Source organism: Flavobacterium sp. ZB4P23, from assembly GCF_003970375.1.
In the GTDB taxonomy this organism is placed as follows: domain Bacteria; phylum Bacteroidota; class Bacteroidia; order Flavobacteriales; family Flavobacteriaceae; genus Flavobacterium.
In genome coordinates this window covers 262,271-286,029 of sequence record NZ_RYDK01000002.1, presented here as the reverse complement: position 1 = coordinate 286,029, position 23,759 = coordinate 262,271, and the positions used below count along the sequence as shown (strand labels likewise).

At 35.9% G+C, this 23,759-nt stretch carries 16 protein-coding genes; 12 read left to right on the top strand and 4 right to left on the bottom strand.

Annotation, left to right across the window (positions count from 1 at the left end):
* Positions 1-70: 70 nt before the first annotated feature.
* Positions 71-502, bottom strand: coding sequence for a hypothetical protein (locus tag EKL99_RS04450; RefSeq protein WP_126576471.1), 432 nt, complete (start codon positions 500-502; stop codon positions 71-73).
* A gap of 380 nt (positions 503-882) precedes the next feature.
* Complete coding sequence (gene htpG / locus EKL99_RS04445) at positions 883-2,784, bottom strand: molecular chaperone HtpG (protein ID WP_126576470.1); 1,902 nt, start codon at positions 2,782-2,784, stop codon at positions 883-885.
* Between the two features lie 180 nt (positions 2,785-2,964).
* On the opposite strand from htpG, the gene EKL99_RS04440 reads away from it, so the two are divergent.
* The 3 genes from EKL99_RS04440 to EKL99_RS04430 all read left to right on the top strand — a co-directional run bounded on the left by EKL99_RS04440 (position 2,965) and on the right by EKL99_RS04430 (position 5,205).
* Positions 2,965-3,441 (top strand): lipocalin family protein, encoded by a 477-nt coding sequence (locus tag EKL99_RS04440; protein WP_126576469.1) that lies wholly within the window; start codon positions 2,965-2,967, stop codon positions 3,439-3,441.
* Positions 3,442-3,458: 17 nt separating this feature from the next.
* Complete coding sequence (locus EKL99_RS04435) at positions 3,459-4,154, top strand: OmpA family protein (protein ID WP_126461562.1); 696 nt, start codon at positions 3,459-3,461, stop codon at positions 4,152-4,154.
* 103 nt (positions 4,155-4,257) lie between these two features.
* Positions 4,258-5,205: an ABC transporter ATP-binding protein gene (locus EKL99_RS04430; protein WP_126461605.1), complete on the top strand. Its 948-nt coding sequence runs from the start codon at positions 4,258-4,260 to the stop codon at positions 5,203-5,205.
* 205 nt (positions 5,206-5,410) lie between these two features.
* Here the strand turns inward: EKL99_RS04430 and EKL99_RS04425 are convergent, their stop codons facing one another.
* The gene (locus EKL99_RS04425; RefSeq protein ID WP_126576468.1) at positions 5,411-7,822 is read right to left on the bottom strand and encodes a prolyl oligopeptidase family serine peptidase; all 2,412 of its coding nucleotides are present in this window, start codon (positions 7,820-7,822) and stop codon (positions 5,411-5,413) included.
* A 291-nt stretch (positions 7,823-8,113) separates the two neighbouring features.
* Between EKL99_RS04425 and EKL99_RS04420 the strand changes: the two genes are divergently transcribed.
* The 3 genes from EKL99_RS04420 (at position 8,114) to EKL99_RS04410 (ending at position 10,949) form a co-directional block, all read left to right on the top strand.
* Entirely contained in the window at positions 8,114-9,121 is a 1,008-nt protein-coding gene (locus tag EKL99_RS04420; RefSeq protein WP_126453562.1) for a 3-oxoacyl-ACP synthase III family protein, read from the top strand.
* 151 nt (positions 9,122-9,272) lie between these two features.
* Positions 9,273-10,268 carry an isoaspartyl peptidase/L-asparaginase family protein gene (locus EKL99_RS04415; protein ID WP_126562284.1) on the top strand — a complete coding sequence of 332 codons (996 nt, stop codon included), beginning with the start codon at positions 9,273-9,275 and terminating at the stop codon, positions 10,266-10,268.
* Entirely contained in the window at positions 10,269-10,949 is a 681-nt protein-coding gene (locus tag EKL99_RS04410) for a copper homeostasis protein CutC (RefSeq protein ID WP_126576467.1), read from the top strand.
* 198 nt (positions 10,950-11,147) lie between these two features.
* Here the strand turns inward: EKL99_RS04410 and EKL99_RS04405 are convergent, their stop codons facing one another.
* Entirely contained in the window at positions 11,148-15,434 is a 4,287-nt protein-coding gene (locus EKL99_RS04405) for a T9SS type B sorting domain-containing protein (RefSeq protein ID WP_197037209.1), read from the bottom strand.
* Between the two features lie 229 nt (positions 15,435-15,663).
* Between EKL99_RS04405 and argS the strand changes: the two genes are divergently transcribed.
* From argS to EKL99_RS04375, 6 genes are all read left to right on the top strand, one after another.
* The gene (argS, locus tag EKL99_RS04400) at positions 15,664-17,454 is read left to right on the top strand and encodes an arginine--tRNA ligase (protein ID WP_126461547.1); all 1,791 of its coding nucleotides are present in this window, start codon (positions 15,664-15,666) and stop codon (positions 17,452-17,454) included.
* A 52-nt stretch (positions 17,455-17,506) separates the two neighbouring features.
* Entirely contained in the window at positions 17,507-18,223 is a 717-nt protein-coding gene (locus tag EKL99_RS04395; protein WP_231507371.1) for a hypothetical protein, read from the top strand.
* 128 nt (positions 18,224-18,351) lie between these two features.
* Positions 18,352-19,701, top strand: a complete 1,350-nt coding sequence (gene ffh, locus EKL99_RS04390) for a signal recognition particle protein (RefSeq protein ID WP_126461544.1) — start codon at positions 18,352-18,354, stop codon at positions 19,699-19,701.
* A 77-nt stretch (positions 19,702-19,778) separates the two neighbouring features.
* Positions 19,779-20,660 (top strand): bifunctional 5,10-methylenetetrahydrofolate dehydrogenase/5,10-methenyltetrahydrofolate cyclohydrolase, encoded by an 882-nt coding sequence (locus tag EKL99_RS04385; protein ID WP_126461541.1) that lies wholly within the window; start codon positions 19,779-19,781, stop codon positions 20,658-20,660.
* 227 nt (positions 20,661-20,887) lie between these two features.
* Positions 20,888-21,814 carry a magnesium transporter CorA family protein gene (locus EKL99_RS04380; RefSeq protein WP_126461538.1) on the top strand — a complete coding sequence of 309 codons (927 nt, stop codon included), beginning with the start codon at positions 20,888-20,890 and terminating at the stop codon, positions 21,812-21,814.
* A gap of 273 nt (positions 21,815-22,087) precedes the next feature.
* Positions 22,088-23,731 (top strand): M14 family metallopeptidase, encoded by a 1,644-nt coding sequence (locus EKL99_RS04375; protein ID WP_126568756.1) that lies wholly within the window; start codon positions 22,088-22,090, stop codon positions 23,729-23,731.
* Positions 23,732-23,759: the final 28 nt, after the last annotated feature.

Sequence of the window (23,759 nt, the reverse complement as noted above, 5' to 3'; positions counted from 1 at the left end):
TTGTGGTAAATCGGAGCGATCGGGGACAAAACAAAAAATTAGCTATTGATCGTAAACGGCAGTCTAGCAGTTATTCTTTTTTCGGACCACAGTATAAATTAAATTTTCTGCTAATATTTTTCACCCAATACTTCTTTCTTCCGATATTTTTTTCAAATAATGCTTCATTAAGAATTGAAATTTCCCATTGGTAGTATTTTTTCTCATAAAGTTGTAAATCCAAATCATTGTTTCTGTCAAACGTAGCATCTCCTGGAAAATCGTAGCAAATAGTGGCAGCATATATTTTATCACCAAAGATTTTTTTATCTTCTGGATGTAGAACATCAAATTCTAATACGACTCCATATTTCTTCAAGTCCTTTTTGTCACATGCCTCATAAGAAATTGATTTTACAAGTTTCACTTTTATGATTTTATCTTGGAAAGCAATATTCGGATTTTGAGCTATGATGTAAAAGCTTGCAAATAGTAATATGAATGTTAGTATGATTTTTTTCATGATTGCGGGTAATTATCATATATACGTCATTCTAAAGCCAGTATGCATCCAAAATTTGGTTGATTGACGCTATTGAATAACTGTTTGCTAACAAATATATAAATAATCCTTTACAAATCATCAATCAGTTATTCCTTTTGTTAAACGAAGTTATAGCCCTAAAATGCTGTAAATAGCCCCGATAGAAGTGAAAATCCTTTGCTGTGGCGGGAGCCATAAGCAAAGATTGCAGCGTATAGCGGGAGGTAAGTGATTCTGGAAAACAATCGTTTTGCTCCAAAAAAAAAGCTGCCCAAGGTTGGACAGCTTTAATATTTTGAATATTCCGAAGCAAGTTTAGAATAGAGATTCATACTTACTTCATAAAATGGGTTCTCTGCTTATTTAATCAGCTCAAAACTTCTTTTCACAAAAGCGGTCAACGCTTCTCCTTTTAATAGGTTTTGTGATAATTTAGCTAAGTCAAGCGCTTGTTTGACCAAACTTTCCTGAGCGTCTTTGTCTTTATTGTTTAGAATACTTGTTGCCAACTCAGAATTAGTATTTACAACCAAATTGTACATTTCCGGCATATTTCCCATTCCGAACATTCCACCGCCGCCAGACTGACTTATTTCTTTCATTCTACGCATGAATTCCGGTTGCGTGATGATAAATGGCGAAGCATTGCTATCTAAAGCTTCCAGTTGTACGGAATACGTTTGTTTAGGAACAATAGCTTCTAAAACAGTTTTCAAGTTGGTTTGCTCTTCCTCCGATAATTTAGAAATAGTAGTTTCCTCTTTCTTGATTATATTATCAATATGATCCGAATCCACACGTACAAAAGTCATGTTGCTGTTGTCGCCTTCAATTTTTTGAATTAAATGCGAGATAATTGGAGAATCCAACAATAAAACTTCATATCCTTTGTCTTTTGCAATTTCGATATAAGAGTGTTGTGCTTCTTTATTTCCAGCATATAAAACCACTAATTTCCCGTCTTTATCCGTTTGATTTGCCGCAAGGTTTTCTTTTAATTCTTCCAGCGTGTAATATTTACCATCCACTGTTGGATACAAAACAAATGCTCCAGCTTTTTCGTAAAATTTATCTTCGGAAAGCATTCCGTATTCTAAAACAATTTTGATGTCATTCCATTTTTGTTCAAAATCCGCGCGGTTTTCAGTGAACAACGATTTCAATTTATCGGCAACTTTACGCGTAATGTAATTAGAGATTTTCTTCACCGCAGCATCTGCTTGCAATCCAGAACGAGAAACGTTCAACGGAATGTCCGGTGAATCGATAACCCCTTTTAACATAGTCAAAAATTCAGGCACAATTCCTTCTACATTATCCGTTACGTACACTTGATTTTGGTACAACTGGATTTTATCTTTCTGAATTTGTAAATCCGAACCTAATTTTGGGAAATACAAAATACCGGTTAAATTAAACGGATAATCTACATTTAAATGGATGTGGAATAACGGTTCTTCAAATTGCATTGGATATACTTCTCTGTAGAAATCCTTGTAATCAGCATCTGATAACTCCGTTGGTTGTTTCGTCCAAGCCGGGTTTGGGTTGTTGATGATGTTGTCAACTTCTACTTCAGTAAAAGTTTTATCGATATCTTCTGCAGCAACTTCTTCACCCTTTTTTTGCTCTATTTTCTCTGTTTTGGTTCCAAATTTAATTGGAATAGGCATGAACTTATTGTATTTGTTCAGTAACTGATTGATTTTTGAATCTTCTAAAAATTCCAAAGAATCTTCGGCTATATGCAAGATAATTTCTGTTCCACGAGTAGTTTTGTCAGCAGGTTCTAAAGTAAATTCCGGGCTACCATCACAAGTCCAGTGCGCAGCTGGCTCGTCTTTGAAAGATTTAGTGATGATTTCCACTTTTTCAGCAACCATAAAAGCAGAATAGAAACCTAGACCAAAATGGCCAATAATTCCAGAATCTTTAGCAGAATCTTTGTATTTATCCAAAAATTCTTCAGCTCCAGAAAACGCAACTTGATTGATGTATTTTTCCACTTCATCAGCTGTCATTCCCAGACCTTGATCGATGATGTGCAGTTTTTTGCCTTCCTTGTCGATTTTTACCTCGATAATTGGGTTGCCATATTCTACTTTGGCTTCGCCAATACTGGTTAAATGCTTCAGTTTTAAAGTTGCATCTGTCCCGTTCGAAATCAATTCACGCAAGAAAATTTCGTGATCGCTGTATAAGAATTTCTTGATTAAGGGAAAGATGTTTTCTACCGAAACATTAATTTTACCTGTTGTCATATTTTGAATTTTTAAGTTTATTTTTATGGATAAAATCCTTTCAAATAGAATACCAATTATTGTTGAAGTGACAAATTGGCGCAGGCGTTAATTATGATATAAAATAATTTAATTTTGAAACTATTTTGTTTTTATTGCTTTGTATCTTTGTTAAAATATTAATTAGATAAATTTCAAACGATGAAAAAAATCATTTTATTATGCACATTAGCGGTTTTAATGTTTGCATGTAAGTCAACATCGGTAACGAGTACAAACACCGATAGAAAAGCTCAGGTTATGATGAAAGGAGACTGGGTGATTAGCGCAGTAACCTATCCAGGTTCACAATATATTAAAGTGAATACGTTTCAACTTGCGGATTCCGAATGCTTTATTGGAAGTACGTGGAAGTTTATTTCGAATAATAACAAAGGGAATATGGCTTTGACCAAAGCAAATTGTGTTTCGTTTAGTTCACCAATTACATGGTTTGTTAACAATGACGGTCAGTTTATCCTTAAAATTCTTGATGCAGGTGAAAAAGCGCGAAAAGTGAGAGACGGTTATATTTTACGCCTTGCAAACCAAACGGAAACTTCTTTTCAATTGATCGATAAAATCGATGTAGGAGGAAAAATGACGGATGTCGTGTATCAGTTCCAAAAAGTTAATTAATTAATAAAAATAGCGATATGAAAAAGATTTCAATAGTTGCAATGGCAACAATAATGATTATAGGTTCAATGTTTACCAGTTGTGAAGCAATCAAAAACACCAATAAAACCCAAAGAGGAGCTGGAATAGGTGCTGTTGCCGGAGCCGTTCTGGGAGGTGTTCTTGGAAACAATCTTGGAAAAGGCGGTAATGGAGCAATGGGAGCTGTACTTGGTGGAGTTGTTGGTGGAGTTGCCGGTGGAGTTATTGGTAACAAAATGGACAAACAAGCAAGAGAAATAGATGCGGTACTTCCTGGAGCTGAAGTCGTTCGTGTAGGAGAAGGTATTAAACTGGTTTTGAATGAAAATGCAGTGCGTTTTGATACTAATAAATCTTCATTGACGGCCAGTGCTAAAGCAAATTTAGATAAATTAGTTCCTGTTTTTTCAGAATATCCGGATACTGATATTACGATTTACGGATATACTGACAGCACAGGTCCAGCGGATTACAATTTGAAACTTTCAGGAGAAAGAGCGGCATCAGTTAGAAATTATTTAACTAGCAAAGGGGTTTCTTCCAGTAGATTTCAAGTGACTGGTTTAGGAATTGCAGATCCAATTGCCTCCAACGAAACAGTTGATGGCAGAAGTCAAAACCGTCGTGTTGAATTTGCGATTACTGCAAACGATAAAATGATTAAAGATGCTGAATCCGAAGGAAAAAATTAAGTATAAAATACCAAAAAACAAAGGCTGTTTCGTCAAGAAGCAGCCTTTTTTTGTGTCCAAATTGCAATAAAACATTGTAAATTTGCAGTCTTAATTACAGATGATGCTCGAGATAAAAAACATATCCTTTACTTACATTGAAAAGCCCGTAATAGAAGAGGTTAGTTTTGCCATTGCAAAAGGGGAAAACGCCGCTATTATTGGCGAAAGCGGTTGCGGTAAAAGTACGTTGCTAAAACTCATATACGGATTATATGATTTGGATAACGGAACAATTACTTATAATGACAAACCTATTTTGGGTCCCAAATACAATCTGATACCGGGAGAAGATTATATTAAATATTTAGCACAAGATTTCGATTTGATGCCGTACATAACCGTTGAAGAAAATGTGGGCAAGTTCTTGTCAAATATGCATCCGGAACAAAAGCAAGCTCGAGTCCAAGAGCTGTTAGAAATGGTCGAAATGACTGCTTTCGCAAAAGTAAAAGCAAAGTTCCTAAGCGGCGGACAGCAGCAGCGAGTAGCCTTGGCAAGAGTTTTAGCATTAGAACCCGAAATTATTTTGCTCGATGAACCGTTCAGTCAAATTGATTCTTTTCGGAAAAATTCGTTGCGTCGCAATTTATTTAGGTATTTAAAAGACAAAGAGATTACCTGTATTATTGCCACACATGACAGCACCGATGCATTGTCTTTCTCTGATGAAACTATTGTGGTTCAAAACGGAAAAGTGGTAGTAAAAGGAAACTCAAAAACACTGTATCAAAACCCAGCTAATAAATATATAGCTTCGCTTTTTGGGGAAGTAAATGAATTAAAATTATCTCAATTAATTGAACTTGTGGATGAAGCAGATCAGCCGCTTTTATTGTATCCGCATCAATTAAAAGTGGTGGACAACGCCATTATGAAAGTAGTCGTAAAACAATGTTATTTTAAAGGAAGTCATTATTTAGTCAAAGCAGCTTTTGAAAGAAGAGCGATTTTTTTTGAACATGATTCGGAATTAGCATTAAATCAGGAAGTATATTTGATGTTATCCTGATGATTAGTATTCAGTAAACAGTGCTCAGTATTCAGTGATTTTCAGTTCTGATAACTATCGAAAGTAGAAGTCGTTTTCAACTTTTATAAAAGTAGTAATAAACAAAAACCCCAAAATCAAAGTGAATTTGGGGTTTTGTGCTATGTTAATTTTTTTGTACAACTTACTGATCACTCAATAACTGATCACTGAACCCTTTTTAGAATTAATTCTTTAAATACTTTTCTAAAAACTGGTCTTGTTCCCAAAGCAAATGCAAAATATTTTCTTTGGCTACATAGCCGTGTGCTTCTTTTGGCAGAATTACCATTCTTGCCGGAGCACCCAACCCTTTCAAAGCTTGAAAATAACGTTCGGTTTGCAAAGTGAAAGTACCCGGATTATTATCTGCTTCACCGTGTACCAAAAGCATGGGCGTTTTCATTTTATCCGCATTCATAAATGGGGACATCGTGTTATACACTTCAGGAGTTTCCCAGTAGTTGCGTTGTTCGGTCTGGAAACCAAAAGGTGTTAGCGTTCTGTTGTAAGCACCACTTCGAGCGATTCCACACGCAAAAAGATTAGAATGCGTTAGTAAATTAGCGGTCATAAAAGCACCATAGGAATGACCGCCCACAGCTACTTTTTTTCTGTTGATGTATCCTAAAGCATCCACGGCATTGATGGCCGCTTCAGCATTGTCAACTAATTGCGTCATGAAATTATCATTGGGCTCCGTTGTTCCTTCGCCAATTATGGGGAAAGCTGCGTCATCAAGAACTACATAGCCTTTGGTTACCCAATATACGAACGATCCATAACTAGGAAATGTAAATTCGTTCGGGTTTTGTGTGCTTTGTCCTGCTGAATTTTTGTCTTTATATTCAGCTGGATAAGCCCAAATCAACAATGGCATTTTCTCTTTTTTGATTTTGTCATAACCAACAGGTAAATATAACGTTCCGGATAATTCAACACCATCTTTACGCTTGTATTTAATCACTTCTTTACTCACGTTTTTGATACTTTCAAAAGGATTTTTGAATGCGGTAATTGGTGTTAGTTTGTTTTTTTGTTTAATATTTCTAAGGTAATAATTAGGGTATTCATTTTTAGACTGGATTTGGACTAAAACCGTTCCTTTTTTGAAGTCTTCAATCTCCAAAACGTCTTCTTTTTTATCGGTGTAAGTCGAAGTATACAACCGTTTTGCTTGCAACGTTTTCAGATTAAATTCACTTATAAACGGGAATTGCCCGTTTTTAGTAAATCCATTACCAATAAGATATGCATTGTCATTTTCGATAGCCAAAACATACCTGTTGTATTGGTTTTTTCTGGTTTCAAAATTTCCAGGATCAGAATATACATCCTGTGAATTTCTGTCGAAAATTACTTTTGGAGTCTGACTTGGATTCGAGGGATTTATTACATACGTTTTGGTATTACGGGTATCATACCATTCATCTGTAATTATAGCCAGGGTATCATTTCCCCAAATTATTCGGTCGTAGCGTTGTGGTGTTTTTACCAATGAAGTAGCGGAAAGATTAAAAGGTGCGTTCCAAAGAAAAACTTCATCTCTGAATTCCACTTTGTTTGCAGGATCTCCACCGTCTAAAGCTTCAGCATAAGCTAATGTTGCGGGTTTGTCGGTTCTCCAGCTCATGTTTCTTTTTCCTTTTCGAACGGCCATAAATCCTTTAGGAATAATCTCCGTCAGCGGCACTTCATTGACTACTTTTACTTCGTTTCCAGCTTTGTCATAGATTACTGATTTTGAAGGAAAACGACTCAACGGGACAATGTATGAAAAGGGTTTTTGAATCGTAGTCAGCATTAGATAATTGCCGTCAGGGGAAAAACTTTCTCCCGCATACATAGCTGCATTTTTGAATAAAGTTGCTGTTCCGTTCAGGTTTACTTTGTACAATTCAGAAGTCATGATGTTCTCAAAATTGATTTCATCATTCTTGTTTTTCAACATATCCGGATAAGTTCTGTTCTGCGATTTTACACCATCGGCGTTTGAAATTATCGGACCGGTTGGCAAATCTTTTTTGGCATCCAAAAGAGCTGCTCTGTTTTTTGGTAACATTTTTACCAAAATAGTTTCGTTGTCATTCATCCAGCTGAACGGACTTCCAATATTAGCATTCACTGTTGCTTCCGTTAATTTGGTGGCTTTCGCCGAAGCAACATCGATAACCCAAAGTTCTACTCCGGAAGCTGTGGTGTGCGAAAACGAGATTTTTGTATCATTTGGAGACCAACCGATAGTACTGATACGAGGATTCGTTGGCAAACCTGTAACCTGTACTTCATTTTTGTCTTTTATTTTTCGTAATTTCAGGTTGTTCACGTATGTAACAGTACTGGAAATATTTGTAATTGGATTAATCCGTAATCCACCCAAACGCAGTTCTTCTTGGTTTAAATCGTCCAGTGATTTATACGTATTTCTGTACGTAAGCAACATGTATTCTTTTTTAGTATCCATCGATACTGAAGGTGCTCTTTCATAATCCGCTAAATCCAATATGGACTGAGATGGTTTTTGATAGGTTAAGTTTTCTTGTGCAAAAGTGGTTAAGCTCAGTCCAAGAAATAAAAAAAATGGAATTTTTAACTTCATAATTTGAATGATTTTAAATTAGCATTGGCAGTGTCAATAATTGGTCTAAAATAAATGAATCTTGTTACATTTGGAAACAAAAACTTTTTTTTAACGTTTGAGTCAGATCCGGATGAGGTCACAATAGTATTATTTTTAAGCACTTCAACAGATTGTATTTGTAAGTATAACAAGAAATTGCGCAAAAAAGCATAAAAGTTGTAAATTGCTAAAAAAGTAGTAATTTGTGTGCTCATATTTTCAAGTATGTTTTAAATTTGTACTCGTATTTTAATAAAATAACAATAATATATGTATCATTCAAAAATAGCAGGATTGGGTTATTATGTTCCCGAAAACGTAGTGACTAATGACGATTTGTCCAAAATTATAGACACTAATGATGAATGGATTCAGGAAAGAACTGGAATTCAGGAGCGAAGACATATTATAAAAGGAGAAGACACGACGACTTCTATGGGAGTGAAAGCTGCCAAGATTGCTATTGAGCGTTCTGGTGTTGCTAAGGAAGACATCGATTTTGTGGTTTTTGCCACATTAAGCCCTGATTATTATTTCCCTGGTCCAGGCGTTTTAGTGCAACGGGATTTAGGGTTAAGAACCGTAGGCGCATTAGATGTAAGAAATCAATGTTCTGGATTTGTTTATGCTTTATCAGTGGCAGATCAATATATCAAGACTGGCATGTATAAAAACGTATTGGTAATTGGATCAGAAGTTCATTCTACCGGATTGGATATGACCTCGCGCGGAAGAGGGGTTTCAGTAATTTTTGGAGATGGTGCAGGAGCGGCTGTTTTGAGCAGAGAAGAGGATTTGACCAAAGGAATTTTATCCACACACTTGCATTCTGAAGGGCAGCACGCCGAAGAATTAATTGTAAAAGCGCCCGGAATGGGAGGCCGTTGGATAACAGATATCTTGGCAGATAATGATCCGGATGATGAGAGTTATTTCCCGTACATGAACGGACAATTTGTATTTAAAAATGCAGTGGTTCGTTTTAGCGAAGTAATTAATGAAGGATTACAAGCGAATAATTTGCAGGTTTCGGATATTAATATGTTGATTCCGCATCAGGCAAATTTGAGAATTTCACAGTTTATCCAAAAGAAATTCAACTTGACCGATGATCAGGTCTATAATAATATTCAGAAATACGGTAATACTACCGCCGCTTCTATTCCAATCGCTTTGACTGAAGCATGGGAAAAAGGCAAAATAAAATCAGGAGATACGGTTGTATTAGCCGCTTTTGGAAGTGGATTTACTTGGGGAAGCGCCATTATTAAATGGTAAATAGTAGTACAATAAATCGTATGTCGATTCCAATTGTTCTTTGATAAATAGTCTAAGCCTGCGCAAATTATTGTGCAGGTTTTTTTTATTTAAAGAGGAACCGTTATATTTATAGTTCAAAATTGATGCAACCAATAGTAATACAATCAAAATGACTAATCGTAGAAATTTTTTAAAAACAGCTGCTTTCGCTTCCGCAGCTATGGCTTTACATTCATTCAAAGGGAAACCAGAGGAAGAAAATGATTTTTCATCTAAAAAAGGAAGTAAACCTATTGTGCTTTCGACATGGAATTTTGGAATCCAAGCGAATGCAGCCGCTTGGGAAATTTTAAAAAATAACGGACGAGCTTTAGATGCTGTCGAAGCCGGAGTAAAAATTCCAGAAGCCGATCCTACGGAACGGAGCGTAGGCTATGGCGGAAGACCAGATCGAGACGGTCGCGTCACACTTGATGCATGTATCATGGATGAAAACGCCAATATAGGCTCAGTAGGATGTTTGGAGTTTATAAAACATCCCATTGCGGTGGCTCGCGCTGTGATGGAAAAAACACCGCATGTCATGTTGGTAGGTGATGGTGCTTTGCAGTTTGCGTTGTCGCAAGGTTTTGTAAAAGAAAATTTATTGTTGGAAGAATCTGAAAAAGAATGGAAAGAGTGGTTGAAAACCAGCCAATACAAACCCATTGCCAATATTGAAAATCATGATACCATTGGGATGATTGCATTGGATGCTGACGGTAATCTTTCTGGCGCATGCACCACTAGCGGAATGGCTTTTAAAATGCACGGACGTTTGGGTGATTCCCCGATTATTGGCGCTGGATTGTATGTAGACAATGAAATTGGTGCGGCCACGGCCACAGGACATGGAGAAGAAGTGATTCGGATTTCTGGTTGTCACTTAGTGGTTGAGCTGATGCGCCAAGGAAAATCACCACAAAAAGCGTGTGAGGAAGCGGTTGCCCGAATCGTAAATTTGACCCGTAAAAGAAATAAAAATGTAAAAGATATCCAAGTTGGTTTCATTGCCTTAAATAAAAAAGGAGAATATGGCTCGTATTGCATTCAGGGCGGTTTCAACTATGCTGTCCATGATACATCTGGAAACCGATTAATTGATGCCGATTATTTTTTGAAATAAATGAAAAAAGCACAACTGGAAATTGCCTGTTTTAATTTAGAATCGGCTATAATTGCTGAAAATAGTGGTGCTGACAGGGTTGAATTGTGTGTCAATAGAACAGCGGGCGGAACAACGCCAGATTTAGAACTTACTAAAATTGTTCGCGATAAAATCACCATCGACTTGAATGTTATGATTCGGCCTCGTGGTGGGAATTTCGTTTATTCTGATTCTGAAGTGGCACAAATGAAATCAGAAATCTTGGCATTCAAAAAACTTCAGGTTGATGGTTTTGTTTTTGGAATTTTAAACGAAGACGGTAGTATCAGTGAACAACAAAATAAGGATTTAGTTGCTTTGGCAAACCCATTGCCTTGTACGTTTCATCGTGCTTTTGATGGTGTAGAAAATAAATTTCAAGCACTTGAATCGCTAATCGGATGTGGTTTTAAAACCATTTTGACCTCTGGACAAGAAACAAATGTAGTTGACGGTATCGATGTTTTGGCAGCCTTAGTTAGAAAAGCAACTGACCGAATTATAATTATGCCGGGCGGCGGTTTGCGTTCTGTTAATATTACCGCATTAAAACAAAAAACAAAAGCTATTTTCTATCATTCTTCCGCAATTATTGATGCAGGGGAACTAGCAAATCAGTTGGAGATCCAAGCCCTAAAAGCAAATTTAGAATCCCTGTAAAACTTTATAAATCAAAAAACCCGGAGTTGGCATACTCCGGGTTTTTCTTTTTGTAACAAACTATTAAAATGAGGTTTCTTTTGATTTAGAGTAGACTAAGGAAAGGCTAGTTTGTTACAAGCATTTTGCTTTTTTTATTTAAATGACAAAAAAAAAGTTTTATATTAATAAAAACCTTATAAAATAATAGAGAAGTTTTTATCGTTTCAAAGAAAAATGGGATTTATATTCTTTTAAAACAGAGTCCTCAGTATAGGAAATTGAAAACCAGTAATCATCCGCTGGGAGTGCATATCCATTGAAAGTTCCATCCCAACCGGAACCGTTAGGCAATAGTTCTTTCAATAGTTTTCCATAACGATCGAAAATATATAATTTTAAATTTTCTTGATTTGGTATTCCGGTGATGTTCCAGGTATCGTTAAATCCATCTCCGTTTGGAGTAAAGAATTTAGGGCTGTTGATAAGTTTCACTGTTACTGGAATGGTGAAAGTTCCGCAATTGGCATCGCTGACCGTTATTTCATGAATTCCGGAACTCACATTGGTGAATACATTACGCTCTTGAGGGGAACCTCCATCTAATGAATATAAGAAATTGCTTCCATCACCTACAAATGGGACGGCAATAACAGTTATGGTTTGGTTGTCCGTGAACCACCCGCTGGTTGTATAAGTTACAGAGGCTGGTTTTGAAGATTCAATAACCGTAAAAGGGACGCTGTCAGCAGTACAGCCAAAAATGGATAAGTTCGTAACAGTGAGCGTATAGTTTCCAGGTTCATTTGTTGACAAATTCTCAGCTGTACCTACTAAAGTTCCATCTTCACTTTTCCATTCAAAGGAATATTGTGGTGCAGTAAATCCACTTTCAATCAAGGCATCGGTAGTGATTCCGGTATCAATATCGATACAAATGGTAGGAACGATAAGGACTGGTTTTGGTTTTTTGGTGATAGTAATTACCATCGGTTTTTCGGCAGGACAAATCACTGTTCCTGATGTTCCTGATTGGGCATAGCCATAAATAGTGGTTGAAACAGTGATGAAATCCCGTGGGAATTTTTCAGTGTTGTTGCTTCCTGGACCACCTGGATTAGTGAAATATCGTGTTACAGGAGCTGTATACGAAGGAAGTTCAAAAGATTCACATCTGGTGACAGGAGTAATAGGTGTTATAATTGGAGTGTTATAAATGGTGACAATAAAAGGGTCTTCATCAATGCAGGTAACTCTATTGTTGTTTTCTACATATACAAAAAGCGTTGCTGTGGTAGTTATTGGGGAATAAGGAGGCAGTAATTGCACTCCAGTTCCATAGGGACCATTTGAAGCGGTGTAATAACTTCCAATCCCTACTATGGTTGGTAAATTAAAACTATTGCAGGCATATTGATCTGCTATGTCATTTACAAAAGTGACTAAAATATATATGCTGTATTCCGATACACAGCTGTTAGTGACGGTAGCAGGAGCATAAACATAGATTGTTTTTGAGGTTTTCAAAATGGTACCGGGAGGTAAAACAGGATTTGTGGGCGATGGTCCGCCTGCAAATTCGTAATATTCTCCGTTTATCAAATTATCTAAAATATAATTTTGGCCACATCGAATAACTTCAACCGGTTTTGCATCAATTGCAGGCGATTTATTAATGGTAATTAAGAATTCTTCTTGCACATAACAGGGTCCGGAAGTAGCTTTGTCATAAAAATACATGATTTGCGTTGTCGTTACAGGATAGCCCACTGGCCGAAGCGCACCGGTTCCTAAAGTTCCCGTGAAATAATTTCCTGAATGTGCTACTGCAGGTAAATAATAGACGTCGCAATGCGGATCTGTATCTGCTAATACTGGTAAAGGAGTAATATTTACCGTAATGGTAAAATCTAAATTATCGGTACACGTTTGACCTGTGACATAAAACCAAAGTGTTGTAGTGGCATTAATGAATGTTCCGGCAGGAATAACTGTTCCACCACCCGCAGGAGCAGTTCGATATTCTCCTACTGTTAATGCAGGCAGTTTGTAGGCAGAACAGGAATTTACATCTGTTGGAGGCGTGATGCTTGATAGATTAATAAAAACTTTAAAGATTTTTTCATCAGCACAATTTTTTGGAGACGTAGCTGTTTCTTTATAGACGTAGATTTGAGTAGTTGTATTTATTACTGTTCCTGCAGACAAAAGAGATCCGCTCTTGCTACTGCCTGTATAGTAGACGCCACCATTGAGATCCGCCGGCAGGATATAGGATGTACATGCAAATTGATTTACATAATTCGGCAATGCAGTAAAGGGTATTATTGTGATATCAAAAGGGTTTTCTTGTGTACAAGACGGGGTAACCGTAGTGTCCTCAAACCATACATATATCCTGTTTATTCCCGGAGTATTTATTGTGGATCCAGCAGCTAATTGTGTGTTTCCTGGGGCGCTACTGCCTCCGCTTTGAGTGAAATATTTACCATAGGACAAAGGCGGAAGCTTATATTTTGTACAATAGGTTTCAGAAGCGGGTGTGATAGTACTTAAATTTGCAATAGTAATATTAAAAGAATCTTGGTTGGTACACACTCCGGATTGATTGAAAACATATAAATTAGTTGTCGTTGTAGATATCACGTTTCCGGCAAAAAGTTGTGTTCCAGTTCCATTAGTTCCAGTCCAATATTGTGCTCCGGCATTTAGCAATACAGGTAAGGTATAAGACGTACAAACAAACACATCGTTTAATACATCGACTTTAGGTAATGGAGATACTAATAATTGAAAACTAGTAACAACATAACAATTAGGATTTGTAATATTTTGTAAACGCACCCACAACGTTGCACTTGGCGATAACAATTGGTTGCTCGAATTTAGAGTTATGATGTTTGCATTGTTATTAGCTCCTACTAATGAGGAGTGAAAAGTAAGTATCTTGTCCGAGGTATTTTGAGAACCTATGATCGATGCAATTTGTGACGTCAAATTGAAATTAGCTTTTAAAGGACTTTCAGATAAATTTCTGGAGCATAATGTTGCAGCTGCCGGGGTATTTGCAATTTGTGGTGGCGGAACAATAAGCAATTGGAAAGACCTGATTTCATAGCATAATGTATTTGGGTTTTCAATTCTGACAAAAATTTGCTTGCCACTTTCAATACTCGCAATCGTCTGAAGGATTGGTACTGTGCCAGTATTCCCAATGGCATCTCCATTAGTTAGGTGATAGGAAATAATAGTGTCTGCGGGCAAATCATCTAAAACACCAGCTGTTCCGGACGATTGGTTAACGCCGGCTAGAATGATTATGCTGTTTTTATTTAAATCAAAATCAGAGGATGAAGCTCCGGTATCACAGGCGTAAATGTTAGGAACGGTATTTAATACACCAATCTTAGGATAAATTTCTATAATGATTTCATCGGTAACCGCGATGCATTCAGGTTCTTTATACGTGACACTGTAGGTATGAATTCCGGAACTAACCAGTGGAGTAATTGTGTTGAGGTCTAATGTTTCTCCTGTTTGTGCCGGAGAAAATGCTATTCCTTGTTTTTTCCATACAAAAGTGGTTCCGGGACTTAAACCCATTGCAGATAATGTTGGTAAAGTATTTCCAGGACAAATAGCAGTATTGTTCGCCACTGTGTAATCAAATCCTAATACATCTTGTCCGATGTTAAAGCTATTTGCTTCTAAAAAAATGGCAGAATCATAACCTGTATTATTTCCTCCATCGGCAATAACTAATTTGATGCGATAAATATGGTTGATATCTAAACCGGTCGCTGAAGCTAACATTGAAACAGTTTGTCCATTAAAATTTATTGCAGGACCAAATCCACTGCCGTTAAAAGCTCCAAAATAGTTAGGATTGGCAGAAGGACAATTCTGATTATAGGCATCATCTCTTATTGTCTCCACAGAAACCGGAACAGTTGTATTTGGAATTACGGCTAAATTTATATTTGAACTTCCAGCCGTTACATCTTTTAAAAGAAATGCAAATGCATCAGAGAAGTTACATTGGGAGGTTCCGTACTCTTCTGAAGCAAAAACAAAGGAGAAATTAAAATTAGGTGTTTTTGGTTGAAAATCAAATTCAATGTAACTCGCATTTATAGAATTAATAGTTATTCCTGATTGAGAAAGTAAATTTCTTTCCAAATCAGTATCGCCCAGCCAAGCTGAATTACCATCACTTAAAATAGTAGTATTGGGACTGATAATTTTATTAACATCTCCGGTACTCAAAACGACACCATTTGCGAACGGGAAATTTGCATTGCTGTTTTCAAAGTAACCAATACCATTTGTTGAGCCATAAAACGAACCGGATTTATAAGTGACATTGGTTCCGGATACACAAGGTGAATTGATTAAGATATCATTAATCAATTGATCCGCCGTGTAAGTAGATGTATTGATTGTTACCGATTGTGAAAAACAAACGGCATTAAATAATAATAAAAACAGGAGTTGAATTTTTTTCATATTATTAATTAATTGCATATTTCAAATATACAAAAAACCGATAAAAAGTAAATTAATACGATGCAATAGTATTTTTAAACATATTTGTAATTTTAATCCTATAATTTACTAAAAATTCTTCTCTGAAGAATAGAATCTTTAGTAATGCTATTATGAGTTTCCATATCGATTTTCTAAATGATTTTTCTAATTAAATACTATATTTGTAACCTTAAAATAAACACATAAAATGACATTATCACAAATTCTTACGCCTTCGATCGAAAAAGCGGTTCAAGCCATATTTGGCATTGCTATTGACAAAGTAGAATTTCAAACTACACGCAAAGAATTTGAAGGAGATATCACTGTGGTTATTTTCCCATTGTTGAAAGTAGTCAAAAGTAATCCTGTAGAGCTAGGGAATAAAATAGGAACTTATTTGGTCGAAAACATGGTAGAAGTGAGTCGATTTAATGTTGTTTCAGGATTTTTAAATATTGTTATTTCTGATGACTATTATTTGGATTTCTTTAATGAAATAAAAGACGATTTACGCTTTGGTTTCGTTACTCCATCCCGAAGCGTCGGGACTGAAGACAAAGCCGTAATGGTGGAATATTCTTCACCAAACACCAATAAGCCATTGCATTTAGGTCACGTACGCAACAATCTTTTAGGATATTCGGTGGCAGAGATTATTAAAGCTTCTGGTAAAAAAGTGTACAAAACCCAAATCATTAATGATAGAGGAATCCATATTTGTAAATCGATGTTGGCTTGGCAAAAATTCGGAAACGGAGAAACTCCAGAATCAACAGGATTAAAAGGAGATAAATTAGTTGGTAATTATTATGTTGCTTTTGATAAAAAGTACAAAGAAGAAATAGCGCAATTAATAAGCGCAGGTAAAACAGAAGAAGAAGCAAAGAAACAAGCACCAATTATTTTGGAAGCGCAAGAAATGTTACTAAAATGGGAAGCAGGAGATGAACAGGTAATCACGCTTTGGAAAACTATGAACCAATGGGTTTATGACGGTTTTGCTATTTCGTATAAAAACCTTGGAGTCGATTTCGATAAATATTATTACGAAAGTAATACCTATTTATTAGGAAAAGATGTTGTTCAGATTGGTTTAGACAGAGGCGTTTTCGAAAAAGATCCGGATGGTTCCGTGTGGATTGATTTAACGGACGAAGGTTTAGACCGTAAAATTGTATTGCGTTCTGACGGTACTGCAGTTTATATGACGCAAGATATTGGTACGGCAATCCAGCGTGTGAAAGATTATCCAGATGTAGGCGGAATGGTTTATACCGTAGGAAATGAGCAGGATTATCACTTTAAAGTGTTGTTTCTTATCTTGAAAAAATTAGGTTTTGATTGGTCTAAAAACCAATTTCATTTATCATACGGAATGGTAGATTTGCCTTCTGGAAAGATGAAAAGCCGTGAAGGAACGGTTGTTGATGCCGATGATTTAATGCAGGAAATGATAGATACGGCGCAAAAAATCGCAGAAGATTTAGGAAAATTGGATTCCTATTCTGCTGATGAAAAAGCAAAATTATACAACACGATTGGTTTGGGTGCTTTGAAATATTATATTTTGAAAGTAGATCCTAAAAAGCGAATCCTATTTAATCCCGAAGAATCGGTAGATTTTGCCGGAAATACCGGTCCGTTTATTCAATATACGTATGCCAGAATTCAATCTATTATTCGTAAAGCGAATTTTGACTTTTCGAATAAATCAAAAGTTGCAATACTTCATGAAAAAGAGAAAGAATTGGTGAAACAGTTAGCGTTGTTTCCTGAAGTGATACAAAATGCAGCACAGCATCACAGTCCGGCTTTGCTTGCAAATTTCACCTATGATATAGTTCGGGAATACAACTCATTCTATCAGGCGGTCCCTATTCTTGGCGAAGAAGATTTCGAAAAGAAAATTTTCCGAGTTCAATTATCTAAAAAAGTAGCAGATACTATAGCGGCTTCCTTTAAACTATTGGGTATTAGTGTGCCAGAAAGAATGTAATAATGGCATATTTTTTGCGTTAATAATTACTTAATAATTTAAAAATACGATTATGAAAAAAATTTCAATCTTAGCTTTACTTGCACTTGTAATAAGTTCTTGTACAAATGATCCCGCTTCAGGAGGGAATGTAACCTTGAAAGCCTCCGCGGTGTCTACAACAGCTAAGACTTCTCTAAATTCTCGTACTGCTGCCTCTACAGTAGTTTTTACTGATTTTAAAATTAATATTGGGAATATCGAATTTGAAACCGACATGGAAGATGCGATGTACAGTATGGATCCTAAATATGATGACGTTAAACTTAATGGGCCATTTTTATTAGACTTGCTTGATCCAAACCTAACGTTAAGTCCATTTATTACTTCTGTAAATGTTCCGAATGCGAGATATGAGGAAATCGAATTTAAATTCGAAAAATCTACTTTACTTGATGAAATGAATGGTAAGACTTATTTGATTAAAGGAACCATAAATGGGAAACCATTTATTATCTGGAGCGATGAGGATGCCGAACTTGAATTGGATTTTGAAGACCAAAACAAAGATTTCACTATCAACAGTAATGATTTGTCTTTAAACATTAAAATACATCTTGATGCTTTAATGAATAAATTAACAACTTTGGCAGACCAAGGCCTATTATTAGATACCGATGGAGACGGAGTTATCGAAATTAGTACTGGTAATGAAGATAGTCACAACGATATTGGCGACTTCATAAAAAATTTACTAGAAAATGAAACAGATTTAGACGACAACGATTAATCTAAAGTTAATTGATCGTATAATAAAAGAGGCTATCTGAAGAAGATAGCCTCTTTTTATTTATAATACTATTTAAACTTCAAAATCAAATGCTTAAATTTGCGCCTTAATTAAAGAGAAAAAAAAGTATGTTCGATAATTTAAGCGATAAACTAGATAAAGCCTTTCATATACTTAAAGGTCACGGAAAAATCACGGAAGTAAATGTAGCCGAAACGTTGAAAGAAGTTCGAAGAGCCTTGCTTGATGCGGATGTCAACTTTAAAATCGCCAAAGATTTTACCACCAAAGTAAAAGAAAAAGCAATTGGACAGGATGTATTGACAACGCTTCAACCTGGACAATTACTAGTAAAGTTAGTAAAAGATGAATTGACAGAATTAATGGGTGGTGATGTTGCCGGAATCAATCTTTCCGGGAATCCAACGGTTATTTTGATGGCTGGTTTGCAAGGTTCGGGGAAAACTACTTTCTCGGGGAAATTAGCGAATTATCTTCTTACAAAAAAGAACAAAAAACCACTTTTGGTGGCCTGTGATATTTACCGTCCAGCGGCAATTCAACAATTATATGTAGTTGGAGATTCGATAGGAGTGGAGGTATATTCCGAGCCAGAAAATAAAAATCCGGTTGAAATTGCTCAAAACGCAATCAAACATGCAAAAGCAAATGGATTCAATGTCGTGATTGTCGATACTGCTGGTCGTTTAGCTGTCGATGAGGAAATGATGAACGAAATAGAACGTGTTCATAAAGCCATCGAGCCACAAGAAACCTTGTTTGTAGTGGATGCAATGACCGGACAAGATGCTGTGAATACAGCAAAAACCTTCAACGAAAGATTAAATTTTGATGGGGTTATTTTGACTAAATTAGATGGAGATACGCGTGGTGGAGCAGCAATTTCGATCAAATCAGTTGTTAATAAACCAATCAAATTCGTAGGTACAGGGGAAAAGATGGATGCCATTGATGTGTTCTATCCAATTCGTATGGCCGAAAGAATTTTGGGAATGGGAGATGTTGTGTCTTTGGTCGAAAGAGCCCAAGAGCAATTTGATGAAGAAGAAGCACGAAAAATCCAAAAGAAAATTGCCAAAAATGAATTCGGTTTTGATGATTTCCTTTCTCAAATTCAACAAGTAAAGAAAATGGGTAATATGAAAGATTTGGTTGGAATGATACCAGGTGCTTCAAAAGCCATGAAAGATGTGGAAATAGAAGACGATGCTTTCAAACATATTGAAGCTATTATTCACTCGATGACTCCAGTTGAAAGGAGCAAGCCGGCTCTAATTGACGTGAAAAGAAAAGCCCGAATTGCTAAAGGCTCCGGTACCAAAATCGAACAGGTGAATCAATTGATGAAACAGTTCGAACAAATGAGCAAGATGATGAAAATGATGCAAGGGCCAGGAGGTAAAAACCTTATGAAAATGATGGGTGGTATGAAAGGTGGAATGCCAGGAATGAGATAAAATGAGTCAAAAGCCGAAAGTCTTAAAGTTGTAATGACTTTAAGACTTTCGGCTTTAATACATTAAACTAAATAAAAATGCAATTACTAGACGGAAAAAAAACTGCGGAAGATATAAAAAGCGAGATTGCTATTCAAGTGCAGAAAATGAAAGCTGACGGGCAGAAAGTGCCTCATTTAGCAGCGGTTCTTGTTGGATCAAACGGCGCAAGTTTGACTTATGTTGGCAGCAAAGTAAGATCATGTCAACAAATAGGATTCGAATCTACATTGGTTTCTTTAGCGGAAGACATCTCGGAAGTTGAATTATTGGCAAAAATCAAAGAACTAAATGAAGATGATGAATTAGACGGTTTCATTGTTCAATTGCCTTTGCCCAAACACATCGACGAGCAGAAAATTCTGATGGCTATTGATCCTGATAAAGATGTGGATGGATTTCATCCAACCAATTTTGGAAAAATGGCTTTAGAAATGGAAACGTTTTTGCCTGCAACGCCTTATGGAATAATGGAATTGTTAGAACGTTACAAAGTAGAAACAGCGGGCAAACATACTGTTGTTATTGGACGAAGCCATATTGTGGGTCGACCAATGAGTATTTTGATGAGTCGCAAAGGTTATCCAGGGGATTCAACTGTAACTCTTACGCACAGCAGAACCAAAAATATAGAAGAATACACTAAAAATGCCGATATCATTATTACGGCTTTAGGAGTTCCTAATTACCTAAAAGCAGATATGGTGAAAGAAGGTGTTGTGGTTATTGATGTGGGTATTACCAGAGTGGAAGATAGTTCACATCCAAAAGGATATGTGATTACCGGTGATGTTGATTTTGAAAATGTAAGTAAAAAAGCATCGTTTATTACTCCGGTTCCGGGTGGAGTAGGACCTATGACCATTGCAATGTTATTGAAAAATACGCTTTTGGCACGGGAAATGAAAAGAAATAAATAAAGAGAAAATAGTTTTGATTGAAAGCCTTAGACACCAGTTTAAGGCTTTTTTTAGTTTAAAAATGTATAAAATTCTGATAATTGATGCGGAAATAGAATTTAAAGAATACTTTTGTACCACTTAAAAAAAGACCTTTAAAATGGACGATTATTATTCGGAAATGTTGAACTAATATAGCGCTTGAACGATTTTCAAGAGGCTGTACATAAACCTATAGAATTTTTGAAATGAGAGCTTTTTACAAAAACAATAACGGATTAATTGCCACCGCTGAATGGACTCCAAACTGCTGGATAAATATTGAATGTCCTACCAAAGCCGAAAAAAAATATTTACTCGACGAATTACAAATTCCTGAAGCATTTTATAACGACATTGAAGATATTGACGAAAGACCAAGGATAGAAATTGAAAATGGTTGGACTTTGATTATCATGCGAATTCCTGTGAAGAGTAATGATGTGAAGTTGCCTTTTCATACGATTCCTGTTGGAGTTGTTTTTAAAGGAGAAGTTTGTATTACCATCAGTTTTCATAAAACGGAAATGCTTACTGATTTTGTAACCTATACCAAACGTAAGAATATAAACATTAAAGACAACTTCGATTTAGTGCTCAAATTATTGCTTTCTTCCAGTGTTTGGTTTTTGAAATATTTAAAGCAAGTCAATCAAAAAATAAGATTAGCCGAGGACAATTTAGAAAAGTCAATTAAAAATGAAGAATTACAAGCGTTGCTTCAAATAGAAAAATGTTTGGTATTCTTTATGACTTCCTTGAAAGGGAATGATATCCTATTGCATCGAATCAAGAATATAAAGTCCCAAAAAGAATATTTTGATTTAGATTTACTGGAGGATGTTGAAATTGAATTGCGTCAGGCACAGGAAACCACTAATATTTATAGCGACATCTTAACGGGAACTATGGATGCGTACGCTTCTGTGATTTCTAATAACATGAATACGATTATGAAGCAGATGACTTCGATTTCGATTATTCTGATGATTCCAACATTGATTGCCAGTTTGTACGGAATGAATGTGCCTAATGATTTACAAGACAATCGTTATGGAATCTGGATTGTCATTTCTGTATCTGTTTTATTATCTGCTTTTGGTGTGTTTTTGTTCAAAAGAAAAAGATGGTTTTGATAGAAATAGATTTCAACTTTAAATTTCACTATTCCTGAGACTATGGATTTACTTTAATAGTGTATCAAAAAGTTTTAATTTTCCAAAATAATGATTTTGAAATAAAAGTATAATACTATGTTTAGGGTTAAATAATAGCTGTATACACCAAATAATGGTCTTTTTTAGAGTTAAAGCGCCTTGTTAATGATGGCTTTATGAAATATTTTTCGCATAATTTAGGATAGGCCAAATTTATAAACTACATTTATTTCTCAAATAAATTACTATCTAATGAGAAAAAAATTACTGTTTTTATTCGTACTTTGTTTTGGTATCACTCACGCTCAAAAGGACTACTTGAACTATGAAAACCTTACTAAAAGTCTAAAAGAGCTTGACGCCAAAAGTAAATATTGCACTGTAAAATCAATTGGTAAAAGTAGTGGAGGCAGAGAAATATGGGTAGTAACAATTTCCGAATCAACCACTCCAAAACCAGCTTTGCTTATCACAGCCGGGCTTGACGGAAAATACCGTGCTGGTACACAGATCACCTTAAAAATGATTGATAACGTATTGAAAAACGAGAAGTTAGCTGCGATTTTAAAAGAAAAAACGATTTATTTTGTTCCTGCTGTAAATCCGGATGCCATAGATGCTGCTTTTGGTGCTGTAAAAATGGAAAAGCGCGGTAACGATAACAAAACAGATGATGACAGAGACGGTAAAATAGGCGAAGACCCTTTTGAAGATTTAAATAAAGATGGTTTAATTACGCAACTTCGGATTGAAGATGTAACAGGAAGTTTCATTGAAAGCCCAGAGGATTCCCGTGTTTTAATAAAAGCAGATCCAACAAAAAATCAGGTTGGCAAGTATGTTTTAATTTCAGAGGGAATTGATACCGATAAAGACGGAATGTTTAATGAAGATTTTTCAGAAGGAGTCAATATCGACAAAAATTTTACTTTTGACTATCCTGCTTTCGAAAAAGGGGCAGGAGTTTATGTAGCTTCTGAGCCAGAAACCAGGGCACTTCTTGATTTTTTATATTTGAATCAGAATATTTATGGTGTACTTACTTTTGGGATGCACAATAATTTATCTGAGACTCCAAAGTATGATAGTAAGTTAGCTAGTTCTAGAATTATTAAAGGATGGTTAGAAAAAGATAGTAAAGCAGCAGAGCAGGTTTCTAAATTATATACCCAAAAAGCGACAATCAAAGGCGGCCCTAAAATGCCGATGACCAAAGGAAATTTTGCGCAAACCGCTTATTTCCATGCAGGGAGATTCAGTTTTTCAACACCAGGCTGGTGGGTTCCTAAAGTAGAGGCTAAAAAAGATTCGCTGTATTCTAAATTAGAAAAGCCAGCAGAAAAAGATAAAGAGGAATTGAATTCAGAAGTCTCTTTTTTAAAATGGGCTGATAGCCAAAATATAAAAAATGTTTTTGTTGACTGGTCAGTTATTAAACATCCTGATTTTCCAAATCAAAAAGTAGAAGTAGGAGGTTTTATCCCTTATGCTCTGAACAATCCACCTGTGAAATTTTTAGAAGAAACAGCGAATAAACATGTGCTTTTTGTGGAAGAACTTTTGGCAGCCATGCCAAAAATTGAAACAAATGTTCCCGAAGTAGAAAAGATAAAGGAGAACTTATACCGCGTCACTATAAAAGTGGCCAATAAAGGGTTGCTGCCTACTTATACTGAAATAGGAGATAAAATCCGATTTGTTTCTAAAATGAAAACAGAAATTCTACTCCAAAAAAATCAAATCATGGTTTCTGGCAGGAAATATTTTATCCGTAATAGTATGCAAGCGGATGAATCAGAGGAATATTCATGGCTGATTTCAGGTACAGGAAAAGTGACGATCACTACAGGTTGTGCCACTGCAGGATTTAAAGAGGTAATTGCTGATTTGAAATAATAAGTTGACTTCAAAAAAATAAAAAAGG